Raw genomic sequence first — 11,526 nt, forward strand, 5'->3', positions numbered from 1 at the left:
GAATTTCGAAGGTTCTATACCTTATTTATCCGACCGTTTATCCGGTTGAGGGATATCGGGATAGATGTTTCAACCTGATGGAGCTTACATCGAACTCAAGTTACTAATCTATCAACAATATTCAAACCGAATATAAAAGAAATGTCAGAGTGCGACAATAAGTCTGTCGCACTCTGACATTTACCGTTTCTGTCGTGACAATATTTAGTAAGCTTTCGCTTTTTGTCTGTACTTCTTGACCTGTTTGTCAGGAGAGAGGCGTTCGTGATCCATCAATGCATTTTCCCATGTGCCGTAGTTGGGGTTGGGGAGGACGATGAACTTCGTGCCTATGTTGTCGCGTATGTTTTGGAGGGCTGAGTTGCGTCCTGCTTCGTCCGCTTTATCAAAGGCCGAAGAGAAGTCTCCGAGGTTGTCTCCAAGGTACATGATGACGTGGTGGCGATCGAGGACTTTTGCACGTCTCTCATCCTTGTTGGATGTTGTCGTGCGGAGTAGCAGGTGGGCATCATCGGCATTGGGAAAGCCGAACTTCTGGAGGTTTTTGAGTGTTCCCTTGCGATCCTTTTCGCTACGGTTGGAGATGTAGAATATCTCTACGCCTTGAGCTGCAGCTTTCTTGAAAAAGTCGAGTCCTCCGGGGATTGTGTCGGCATTGGCCATCGCGCACCAGCGATGCCACTCTTCCGGTTCATAGAGTTCGTTTTTACGAGCTTGGAACACAGAGTTGGGCGAGTTGTCCAAGAATGTCTCATCGATATCTGTGATGATAGCCAGACGGCGTGTCTTGTTCTCCTTTTTGGCTACTTCGGCCATGAGGTGAGTCTCTGCGACGTTGAAGGCTTGGTAACAGAGGGCCTTGTACTCCGCTGCTCTCTGCATCCATACGGCTGTGTAGAGCTTGGCAAAAGGCATATTGGACAGCTCTTTCTCTGAAGAAGATAGGCGTCTTGATGGTGAGCATGACGCAAGAGCAGCAATGCTCAATGTGAAGATAATGGTCTTGATGAGTCTCATGTTATATATGTTTGCGAGATTATTTTATGTCGGGGATGCTCCTTTCTGACCGGATCAAACCGAAGCCGATCAGCAGGGGATGGAGTGCATTACCTTTGCATCAGAATGTGAATGTGGCAGCTCCCATGATGCCGAGCCCTCTGTGTTCGTAGTGTCTCCAGCGTTCGTTCTTACCGTTGAGGAGGTTGATACCGGTGAGGGATAGCCCTACGCGCTTTGATGCCCGATAAGATATACCCGCATTGAGCTCGTTGAACATGGTGCGTTCGACCTTGCCTTCGCTCCTCCGGTCTTCGGTCTGTATGCCTCCCAAGCCTGTGAAAGTGGCTTGTACGCTGAGACGACGAGAGATGTCATAGGTGGCAGATGCGTTGAGTTCGTACTTAGGCAGACCTTGTACGGAGATGTCTACACCCTCTTTGTCTTTCAAGTCTGAAGTGACATAGTGGTTGTACCGGAACGCCGCCGACAATTTCAGACCCGTGTGTGAGATGTACTTGGCCATGATCTCCCCATAAGTCTTCTTGACATCGTTTCGTTGGCGGAGAGCATACATCGATATGGGTAAGGTCGTATCTTTGACCATATCCACTTTGAGTATCTTTTGTTGCCAGTCTGCAAAGTCCTGATAGTCGGCATAGCCTCCTCGGAGCGTGAGCGACAAGCCTGAAAAAGGTCCCATCTCGACACCCAAGATTGCCCTATATCTGACAGCTTCGGTGGCATTGATGATCGAGGGTGCTATGAAGTATTTGTTGATCAGGTAAGTGTCTCTGAGTGTTGGAAGGCTTGCTCCGCCGTCCAACTTGGCAAACATCGAAAAGGCATCGACAGGGTGGAATCGTAGGGCGATGTCCGAAGATAGGAGCAGGCTCTTTGAGGCTGTATTGACATACTGTACCTTACCTCCGATATGAATGTCAAATGTGTTGCCTTTGAAAGAGACGACCGGTCTCACGCCAAGGAGAGTCATATTGCCGACAGGGTATTCTCCGACAAGTGTAGGATATTGACGCAGATCAATCTCCGCATCTGCTCCTGCTTTGATGAGGTCGGAAAACTCGTAGGAAACAGAACTTTGGTTGGCGATCCTGAGCTCTCTCGTTGTCATCAGATCCGTGCCTGAATAAGTTTCTTCGGGTATTTTGCTTGCAAGGACAAAATCGTTTTTGCTCGTAAAAGAGATGCTGCCTTGGGTCGAACCAAACCATTGCGATCCCGCGGATAGTGGCGCGTATGTCCTCTCTCCTGAGAGTACCGCTCCATAATTGCTCAAAGTGGGGTATGTCGGCTTGAAATCTTGTTCGGCAAGGTTGAGGGGTGACTCCAAACGATTGTCCGAACCATAGATCCCTTCGACATCGTAGAATGCGTGCCCTCTGAGTCTAAGTGTCCCCAAACTCAACTTCTTGGCGTAGGAGAGTGTCGCATCGGTGTCGTGGGTGCGAGCTCTTTTGATCGGTGCCGGAAGAGTATTGCGCCCGAGGATGTAGCGTGTGAAGTGGTTGATGGACATGTCTGTTTGGCTTTTTTGCTCATTGACAAATGAGGCGCCGGCATTGAGCCCGCCATAGCCCTGCCATCCTCCGAACAAGCGTATGAACCCTTTCTGCGGCTCCGACTCGGGAGCTCTGTCATTGAAGATCGGATCAAAGGATCTTGTTTCGATCTTGGTGCTCAGTGCGTATGAGTCGTTGACAAACTTGAGTGGGGTGAGGGCAGACTTTTTCTGTCCGGATAGGGGGCTGAAAAAAGATTTTTGGATTTGATTTTGAGTCGGAACAAAGTCTCGCTCAAGGGTGAGCTCTCTGTTGAGGGAATCTTTCTTTGCTACCTGTGCTGCAACGTTGTCATAGGTCATCGCAGAGACGATGAGAGCTGCAGATATGTATAGGATTTTCTTCATGTTTATGCAGTCTTACACATTTAAGTTTTAGAGCTTACTCAGTCTGTCGTTGATCAATTTCAGGATGCCGTCCTGCTTCTCTTTGTAGTTGCTCTTGACACCTTCGAGATAAGTTTTTGCAGTGGCTTTATCTCCCTCTTTGGTATAAGTATCCGCAAGGAGGATAAACGCTCTCGCAAGCCAGTAAGTATCCGCTGTGCCCATGTCGATGACCTTTTGGGCAGCTTTGCGGGCTTCGGCATTTTGTCCCTTGTCGTAGAGATCAAGGGCTTTTATGACCTGAGCTCTTGCGTGTTGTCCGAAGTCTTTGAGAGAAAGTATACGATCGGCGTATGCAAGAGCGTTGGCTTTGTTGTTGCTTCGTGCCGATATCTGCAATGCTTCCCCGTAGACTCTTGCTTTTGTTTCCTCATTTACCGCCATCTTTCCGTTCGCTACATCCTCTGCCAATGCGAGTACGAACTCATGCGACTGAGAAACCAAGGCATTATCCAAAGATTTGTTGATGTAGTTGCTTCTGTCTGTGATGTCTTTTGTGCTGAAGGCATGAGCAAGATACGCTTCCGCAGCTTTGTCAGGACGTCCCCAGTCTGCATACGCAGTGGCAAGCAGATTGTACGCATCCTTTTGGAGTGTAGGGTCGCCTGCTATGGTCGGTATGAGTTGTTCGAGAGTTTGGGTCGCGTCTTTGTATGCTTTCTTTTGGTAGCTTACCAATGCTTTGCTGTACTGTGTTTTCTTCACAAAAACACCTTGAGGATAAGTCTTGATGTACTTATCCAAAGCTTCGGTTGCTTGTTTGGCAGTCCCTTCACCCACGATCTTTTCTGCGGCAAGGTAAGCCAGAGAGTCCATTTCAGATGCCGATACCGTAGGACCGTGACCCACTTCTTTTGCCAAGGCTGCATACTCATCTACTCTGTTGAGCTCGATGCTTATCCCCTTGAGGTCTTCCATGGCTGCCTTAGCCTCATCCGTATTCGGATACTTGCGTGCCACCATCTCATAGGTACGAGCAGCTTCGTTCAACTTATGCATATTGAAGTACGATAAAGCCAACTGCACTCCCGCTTTTGGAGCAATATCGGTGTTCGGATAGTTCTCAAACACTCTTTGGAACACCACTTGGGCCGATCTCTCATCGTTGAGTAGAGACAGTGCTCGCCCTTGCTCGTAAAGGGCTTCGGGAACATACTTTGACGAAGGGTATCTTCCACTCAAAAGTGCAAGATAGTCAGCCTTTGATTTGTATTCCTTCATATAGCCATAGACCATACCCTTTTTGAAGTGTGCATAGTCGGCCTCATTTCCTCCCTTTTCTATCGCTGTTTCGTACAACTTGATGGCTCCTCCATAATTTCTTTGGAGCACATCGATATCTCCCAGTCTGTTGTATATGACGGTCTGTTCGTCCGCTGTTGCACCCGTATTCAGGCGTAGGTACTCGCGAAAACTCTTAGCTGCCTCACCCCAACGAGAGAGGTTATAGTAAGCATACCCGAGATTGTAGTAGGCATTCGGATTGAGAGGCATATCTTTCGGAAGACCCTCTATGTATTTAAGGGTCGAAGTTATGGCCTCTTCATATCTTCCCTCTCTGTGTGCCAACTCTCCTTTCCACAAGTGAGCTTCGGCCACACTCGCAGGATCCGAATTGCTACGTATGATATTGTCATATTGACGACTTGCCGAGCCGGTATTACCCTTGTGCAGTTGGGTATTGGCACTACGCAACCTTACTTGTTCGAGTGTCTTGCGAAGAGCCATCGGCAACGGACGAATGCCTTCGATGGCTTGCAGAGCCTTGTCCACATCCGGATCATTGAGGTATGCATCCCTGAGGTGATCTACTGCCTGCTTGCTGTACTCTCCCCCGGAGTATTTGACCAGATAACTTGCTAATCTTTCAGTCCCCTCGCTTATCTTGCCTGGGGTTTGGCTGTATAGTGCCAAGGCGGCGTTGAATGCCGAAGACTCTGTCAGTCTCGGATAGATATCGATTGACACCGCTTTGTCAAATGCGGCGAACGCTCTTTCCGTACGATTCAACGCAAGGTGTCCAAGTCCCTCGTAATATAGCGCCAACTGTCCGATGAAATCCCTCTCACCTCCGAGAGCGACCTTGCTCAAGTACTCTGTTGATTCTTCATGACGCCCTGCCTCGTAGAGACTCTTTCCCAAAGTGATCAGTTCGAGACGTCCTGCTTCGGGAGCAAGTCGTACATAGTCTTGCAGGTAAGTTATCGCCACATCGCTCTGTGCGAGAGCTGACGCTGCAAGCCCACCGCTACGGAGTAGTGATAGTCTTACTTCGCTGTCATCCGATTTTTGTCTTTCTCCTTTTCGGACGATCTCCAAGGCTTCCGAGTATCTGCCTTGTGACAACAGCCCATCAGCCATGTATGCACAAGCATATGCACCATACTCTCTATCCGTGCTTACTCTTTGCAAAGTGGACACCGCCTCTTCTACTTTTCCCATTTTGCTGAGGATATAACCGCTGTAGAAAGACGCATCACGCCCGAATGTGGAAGTCTGGAGTAGGGGTCTGAACCTGCTCAGAGCCTGATCCTCTCTCCCATCTCTCATCAGCGAAAATGCCAAATAATAGTCCGATGCCTCTGCCATCTCATCAGGCAGGACGAACGGATCATATTGCTTGAACCAGTACGCCGCACTGCGGAAGTTGCCTTGCACAAAGTACCACTCCCCGAGTCTCATCTGTGCGTATGGACGGTAGGGAGAGTGGGGGTGAGTCTCGATGAAGTCGAGCAGTCGGGTCTCACCTTCAGGCGAGCCCAATGCTCCGAGAGCTATGGCATTGAGGTACGTTGCCTCCTCGTCAAAGTAGGGGCAAGTCCATTTGTCTATATGTCTGTTGGATAGTGTCGATGTCACACCTATATGGCTTCGTACTGCTGTGAGTTCGCCGGCCTTCATCAGAGCATCTGCCGTCCTGTCGATGATCTGTCCGTGAGCTACGGATGTGCCTCCGAAGAGCGGAAGGATGAGGAGTATTTTCTTCATAGAAGTTTCGTTTTGTCTTACAAACACTTCAGGGCTGCTGTGGAGCGCCCAATATCCCCCAAATATACATATTTTCCGCCTTATCCCTGAGTCTTTTGTGTTTCTCTATGTTATCAATCTGTAAAAACCAAAAAGAGCCGATGTTTAAGTCTTATGCTTATACATCAGCTCTTTTTTAGTGGTGACCCCGGAGAGATTCGAACTCTCGACCCAATGATTAAGAGTCATTTGCTCTACCAGCTGAGCTACGGAGTCATACAGTTCAGAGTCAGTGATCTCCTCTTTTGCTCTGCAAAGGTAGTGAATATTTTTATTCCTCCAAAATTTTAATGCCTTACTTTTTTACTGTGCCCTGTTTTTTTTCGTGCGACAGTGCTCTGTCTATCAACGTAGGCGATCCATAAACCTCACTTTGCGCTCATCTATGGCAATGCCTCTGTGGGCGAGATAGTCAAGTATGATCGCAAGGAACGGAAGGGCTGCCCATGGAGTGTACGACATCCCTGTGTAGTCCTCAGGTCTGAACTGTGTCAATAAAAAGTAAGCAAGTGTGATAAATCCTATCTTGAGGAGTAGTCCGAACATCGTGAATCTCATCTGCAGCACACGATTTTTGAACAAAAATATCGTGAGGAATGAAAATAGCACGAGTAGGATGTTGAGGGTCGCAAGCAACCACATCGGGTGTGTCAGTTCGCCAGCGATATCAGACAGTCCGAGCGAAGTAAACGTGTACGTCCCGTGGGTCTCTGTAAACACTTTTGCCGAGGTCAGGAATACCACCAGCGTCATCAGTGTGGCAGAGAGTAGGAGGTACAGTGTCTGTTTGCGTTGTATCATGAGCGGTGCGGATTGTATCTCTTAGGCTTCTGCTTCGTCTTCCATCTCGCGCATCTGCTTTGCAGGGTTGCGGTGGTAGACTTCACCGTCTGTAAACTCCTTTGCTGCGATGAGTGTAGGCTTTGGGAGTTTTTCGTAGAACTTGGATATCTCTATCTGTTCTCTGTTTTCCGACACCTCCTCCATGTTGTCTGTGTAGGTGGAGAACTCCTGAAGTTTCAGCTCCAACTCCTTCTTCATCTCTTGAGAGATCTGATTCGCACGGCGAGCCATGATCATCACTGATTCGTAGACATTGCCCGTCTCCTTGCTTAGCTCATTGACATCACGAGTGACAGTAGATAGCGGAGCGTTGATTTTTCTGTAGTCCATGTTTCTGTTGTCTCAGTATTTTGTGTTGATTTTCTTTTTATTCGTCCTTTATGTTTTTGTCTGCGTAGAGGAAGTACTTTTCCAACTTCTTGGCATACTTGCCTTCGGGGTAGTCATTGAGATAGTTGTAGTACTCGTCTCTCAAGTCTCTCAGACGTGCCTGTTGCTTCTCGATGACACTGTTGTATGCCATTTCGTACAGTGATGCCACTACCAGGTAGTGCATCTCCTCTTTGTGCTTGGAAAATGGGAAATCTTTCATCCCATTGCGAGCCGTGATGATGCAGGACTCGTAGTTGTTAAAGATGTAGTTGCCCAGATTGTAGTAGAGTCTTACGGAGAGCAGGGTCTTGTATGCCAGGTGCTCTTGCAGTCTCAATATCTCCTCCCTTGCTTCTTCCGCTTTTTCGCTTTGCGGATGATTGTCGAGGAAGCCTTGCAGCTCCTTTATCGCTGCATATGTGGGGCCTTGGTCGAGTCTTGCATCGGGGATGTCCTGAGCAAGTCCGTAGCCGGAGTAAAATCTTGCGAGCTCCGAAAACTCCCCACTCGGATATCTCGTATAGTACTGTACGAACTTATCATGTGCCTCATAATACTGTTTTGAAGCATAATATGACTGTCCCAAAAGATACAGAGATGTCTCTGCTTCGCTCGTCCCATTGAGGTATGGGACCACTTCCTCGAGGAGTGTTGCAGCGTTTTGATACTTTTTGGTGTTGTAGTACTTTTTGGCGTAGGAGTATTTCTCCATGATATCGGTACTTTTCTGTATCCTCACAAATTCCGAACATCCGGATCCTATGAAGAGCAAGAGTAGGAGCGATACGCCACTATATAGATAATGTTTCATAAAAAAGCGCTTTTACCGTGCAAAGATACGAATTTTGCACCACACTCTCTCCTTTTTATTCTTTATTATATATGTAGAGGCGCTCCGGAAGGGATATGCCCCACGTCTTCACTTTTCTTTTTGAGGACTTTTCAGAGTGAGTTCAGCCGTTGTAATCATCAGGGATGATGACATCTTCGATGATCTCTACATTGGTCGATCCGCAGTACATACACACGTATGGATTTTCGCCACCTGCGTGCTCATCATCGTCATCATCCATGAGCATGACATTGCTTTCCCAGTTGTTTTCCGCATCGTAGGGGATGTACCACTCGTAGCCACAGTCCAAGCAGATGATTTTCTTTCCTCTTCTCATTTCTTTATTCAAAAAATATGGGTTATTGTCTTTTTAGAGCCCTAAAGGTAATGATTTTTCTCAATTCCAAAAGGGGGCTGATCCTCCCCAAGAAATACCGATGTACAACTTCCGAAATCGATGTGTCTAACTTGTGATCAAAGGTTGTCTAACTTGCGATCGAAGGTTGTCTAACCTTTTTTGAGCCTTAGACGATATGTCGGGGGTGGGGTGAGTGTGATCCTGAATTTGGGGCTTTCGTGTGGAAGGCTCGCTCTATTATATATAATGTTTGTCGGGTGGAGGTTTTGAGTGAGATAGGGGGATGAGACGTCCTTGATTATGCATAAATATGTAAAGATTCATGGTCTGTTTTGAAAAAAAGAGAAAAAGGCATAGTGTTTCTCATAATAATGTACAAAAACGAATCCCCTCGTTTGTGTAGGTCATAATTAAGCAGCATCTTTGCAATGCATATAATGAACAAAGATATTGAATATTAAGATTATGGTTAGAAAGATTTTATTCGCATTGATGCTCACAGCATCTATGCTTTTTGTAGGAAAGGCAGAAGACCGACCTATCCGATTTGAACAACTACCTGAGGCTGCAAAGGCTTTTGTCCGTACTCATTTCAATGAGTCGGATGTGACGCTCGTATTGCTTGACAAGGAAGTCTTGTCTACTTCGTACGAAGTAAAACTTGTGGACGGCATGTCGATTGACTTTGATGCGAAAGGTGAGTGGAAAGATGTGGATGGAGGGTTTGTAGAAGTCCCCTCAGCTATAATTCCGGCCAAGATAGCATCATTTGTCAATGCTAATCACGCTCGTACCAAAATCGTTAAGATCTCTCGTAACAGACGTTTCTATGAGGTCGAACTAAATAACGATCTTGAGATTGTCTTCGACAGAAAGACAATGGAATTTAAAAGATATGACAATTAAAACTCTTGAAAACTAAAAAAAGAATTGATTATGAGAAAAATGAAAATGATGCTGACATCAGCGTTACTTTTGCTCGTGACCCTCGTTGGTTGCGACAAGGATGACAAGATAATCGCTCCGACGGATCTCCCGAATGCTGCTCAGACTTTTATCAGTACTCATTTCCCTGGCAAGGATGTTGTCTTGGTCAAGACCGATGACAGCGGTTATGATGTCGTACTTTCTGATGGATCCAAGATTGATTTTGATCGCAATGGTAATTGGGAAGATGTGGAGTCTCGTACGACTCAGGTACCTGATGGGATCGTCCCACAGCCTATCTTGACTTACGTCAATACTACATATCCTGATGCTAAGATCCTCAAGATCTCTCGAGACAGAAGGGATTATGAGGTTGATCTATCCAATGGTAAGGAGTTGAAGTTTGATGCCAAGACCTTCAAACTTATCGAGATTGATATGGACAGGGCGACAATTATTGTCAAGGATCGAGTTGTCGAACCTTCTCAACTTCCTGAGGCGGCACACGCATTCATCCGTACGTATTTCCCACAGGCAAGCATCCTCTCTATCGAAGTAGATAACGATGACCGTACTGTGTCGTACGATGTGGTTTTGTCTAATGGTGCCAAACTTGACTTTGACAGCAGAGGAGAGTGGGAAGAGGTGAATACTTACACATTTGCTATGCCTCAGGGTATCGTTCCGGCTAAGATTGTGTCTTATGTGGCGAGTGTATATCCCGAAAACTTCATTGTCAAGATTTCTCGCGACAGGCTAGACTATGAAGTGGACCTTAACAACGGTGTGGAGTTGAAGTTTGATATCAATACATTGGATCTGATTGATGTTGACAATGACCGTAATGGTGACGTTACTCCTCCTGTTACCGATGATGACCGTTTGCCTAATGCTGCCAAGGAATTCATCAGTACTCATTTCCCGGGCGTGAGTATTATCTCTGTCATTGTAGACAGAGATGACAATACTCTATCTTACGATGTCATCTTGGCTAACGGTGCTGAACTTGATTTTGACAGCAGAGGTGCATGGAAAGAAGTGAAGACTTATACTTTCGCTGTGCCAAGAGCTATCGTTCCATCCAAGATTCACTCTTTCGTACAGAGAAACTACCCTGGTACTATCATCATGAAGATCTCTCGCGATCGTAGAGACTATGAAGTAGACCTCAACAACGGTGTGGAGTTGAAGTTTGATATCAATACATTGGATCTGATTGATGTTGACAATGACCGTAATGGTGACGTTACTCCTCCTGTTACCGATGATGACCGTTTGCCTAATGCTGCCAAGGAATTCATCAGTACTCATTTCCCGGGCGTGAGTATTATCTCTGTCATTGTAGACAGAGATGACAATACTCTATCTTACGATGTCATCTTGGCTAACGGTGCTGAACTTGATTTTGACAGCAGAGGTGCATGGAAAGAAGTGAAGACTTATACTTTCGCTGTGCCAAGAGCTATCGTTCCATCCAAGATTCACTCTTTCGTACAGAGAAACTACCCTGGTACTATCATCATGAAGATCTCTCGCGATCGTAGAGACTATGAAGTAGACCTCAACAACGGTGTGGAGTTGAAGTTTGATATCAATACATTGGAGATCATAGAGATCGACAATGATAGAGACAACAATCCTCCTGCTCCCCCTGCTCCTGGCGAAGGTGTCCTACCTAATGCGGCTAAGGATTTCCTCAAGACTCACTTTGCAGGTGTGAAGATTGTTTCTGTGGAAGTGGATTATGATGATGGGGCTATGAGCTACGAAGTGAGGTTGGCTAATGGTGCTGATATCGACTTCAACAGCAGTGGCCAATGGAAAGAAGTCGAAACACGTACTTTCGCAGTGCCAAGCGCGATCATCCCTGCAAAGATCCGTCAACACATTGCAGCGACATTCCCCAATACCTTTGTCGTTAAGATTTCTCGCAACAGAAAGCACTATGAGGTAGACCTTTCTAACGGTCTTGAACTCAAGTACGACGCAAGGACTTATGCATTTTTGGGTATTGATGACTAACATATAGACAGTTGTCTTAAAAAAGCAGCACTTCGAGTGTTGTGTTTCAAGGAAAGTTGTTACCTTTGCAGAGGCTGACCCAATGGGAGTTTATCTCCCGCGGATGGAATTGTCTCGTGGTGTAACGGTAACACGAAAGATTCTGGCTCTTTAATTCGGGGTTCGAATCCCTGCGAGACAACT

At 46.6% G+C, this 11,526-nt stretch carries 9 protein-coding genes and 2 tRNA genes; 3 read left to right on the forward strand and 8 right to left on the reverse strand.

The window, feature by feature from the left end:
- Positions 1 to 204: 204 nt before the first annotated feature.
- The 8 genes from Q4A14_RS06010 to Q4A14_RS06045 form a co-directional block, all read right to left on the reverse strand.
- Positions 205 to 1,017: a 5'-nucleotidase, lipoprotein e(P4) family gene (locus tag Q4A14_RS06010; protein WP_303170685.1), complete on the reverse strand. Its 813-nt coding sequence runs from the start codon at positions 1,015 to 1,017 to the stop codon at positions 205 to 207.
- Between the two features lie 100 nt (positions 1,018 to 1,117).
- A complete protein-coding gene (locus tag Q4A14_RS06015) occupies positions 1,118 to 2,923 on the reverse strand; it encodes a hypothetical protein (RefSeq protein WP_303170687.1) in 1,806 nt (601 codons plus the stop codon).
- Positions 2,924 to 2,950: 27 nt separating this feature from the next.
- On the reverse strand, positions 2,951 to 5,950 hold the full coding sequence (locus Q4A14_RS06020) for a tetratricopeptide repeat protein (RefSeq protein WP_303170688.1): 3,000 nt from the start codon (positions 5,948 to 5,950) through the stop codon (positions 2,951 to 2,953).
- Between the two features lie 179 nt (positions 5,951 to 6,129).
- Positions 6,130 to 6,205: transfer RNA gene (locus tag Q4A14_RS06025), tRNA-Lys, on the reverse strand.
- Between the two features lie 129 nt (positions 6,206 to 6,334).
- Positions 6,335 to 6,790: a DUF4293 domain-containing protein gene (locus Q4A14_RS06030; RefSeq protein WP_303170690.1), complete on the reverse strand. Its 456-nt coding sequence runs from the start codon at positions 6,788 to 6,790 to the stop codon at positions 6,335 to 6,337.
- A gap of 21 nt (positions 6,791 to 6,811) precedes the next feature.
- Positions 6,812 to 7,162 (reverse strand): DNA-directed RNA polymerase subunit omega, encoded by a 351-nt coding sequence (locus Q4A14_RS06035; protein ID WP_303170691.1) that lies wholly within the window; start codon positions 7,160 to 7,162, stop codon positions 6,812 to 6,814.
- A gap of 37 nt (positions 7,163 to 7,199) precedes the next feature.
- The gene (locus Q4A14_RS06040) at positions 7,200 to 8,015 is read right to left on the reverse strand and encodes an outer membrane protein assembly factor BamD (protein ID WP_303170693.1); all 816 of its coding nucleotides are present in this window, start codon (positions 8,013 to 8,015) and stop codon (positions 7,200 to 7,202) included.
- Positions 8,016 to 8,157: 142 nt separating this feature from the next.
- Positions 8,158 to 8,373, reverse strand: a complete 216-nt coding sequence (locus Q4A14_RS06045; RefSeq protein ID WP_303170695.1) for a hypothetical protein — start codon at positions 8,371 to 8,373, stop codon at positions 8,158 to 8,160.
- A 486-nt stretch (positions 8,374 to 8,859) separates the two neighbouring features.
- Between Q4A14_RS06045 and Q4A14_RS06050 the strand changes: the two genes are divergently transcribed.
- The 3 genes from Q4A14_RS06050 (at position 8,860) to Q4A14_RS06060 (ending at position 11,524) form a co-directional block, all read left to right on the forward strand.
- Positions 8,860 to 9,300, forward strand: a complete 441-nt coding sequence (locus tag Q4A14_RS06050; protein WP_303170697.1) for a PepSY-like domain-containing protein — start codon at positions 8,860 to 8,862, stop codon at positions 9,298 to 9,300.
- Between the two features lie 30 nt (positions 9,301 to 9,330).
- On the forward strand, positions 9,331 to 11,343 hold the full coding sequence (locus Q4A14_RS06055) for a PepSY-like domain-containing protein (RefSeq protein ID WP_303170699.1): 2,013 nt from the start codon (positions 9,331 to 9,333) through the stop codon (positions 11,341 to 11,343).
- Between the two features lie 110 nt (positions 11,344 to 11,453).
- A tRNA-Gln gene (locus tag Q4A14_RS06060) sits at positions 11,454 to 11,524 on the forward strand.
- The last annotated feature ends 2 nt before the right edge of the window (positions 11,525 to 11,526 follow it).

The organism is Porphyromonas sp. (assembly GCF_030529325.1).
Taxonomy (GTDB): domain Bacteria; phylum Bacteroidota; class Bacteroidia; order Bacteroidales; family Porphyromonadaceae; genus Porphyromonas_A.

Excerpts from the sequence above, each read along its gene's own strand:
- Q4A14_RS06030 (WP_303170690.1), bottom strand. The coding sequence starts at position 6,790 with ATGATACAACGCAAACAGACACTGTACCTCCTACTCTCTGCCACACTG.
- Q4A14_RS06040 (WP_303170693.1), bottom strand. The coding sequence starts at position 8,015 with ATGAAACATTATCTATATAGTGGCGTATCGCTCCTACTCTTGCTCTTC.
- Q4A14_RS06055 (WP_303170699.1), top strand. The coding sequence starts at position 9,331 with ATGAGAAAAATGAAAATGATGCTGACATCAGCGTTACTTTTGCTCGTG.
- Q4A14_RS06010 (WP_303170685.1), bottom strand. The coding sequence starts at position 1,017 with ATGAGACTCATCAAGACCATTATCTTCACATTGAGCATTGCTGCTCTT.
- Q4A14_RS06020 (WP_303170688.1), bottom strand. The coding sequence starts at position 5,950 with ATGAAGAAAATACTCCTCATCCTTCCGCTCTTCGGAGGCACATCCGTA.
- Q4A14_RS06035 (WP_303170691.1), bottom strand. The coding sequence starts at position 7,162 with ATGGACTACAGAAAAATCAACGCTCCGCTATCTACTGTCACTCGTGAT.
- Q4A14_RS06015 (WP_303170687.1), bottom strand. The coding sequence starts at position 2,923 with ATGAAGAAAATCCTATACATATCTGCAGCTCTCATCGTCTCTGCGATG.
- Q4A14_RS06045 (WP_303170695.1), bottom strand. The coding sequence starts at position 8,373 with ATGAGAAGAGGAAAGAAAATCATCTGCTTGGACTGTGGCTACGAGTGG.
- Q4A14_RS06050 (WP_303170697.1), top strand. The coding sequence starts at position 8,860 with ATGGTTAGAAAGATTTTATTCGCATTGATGCTCACAGCATCTATGCTT.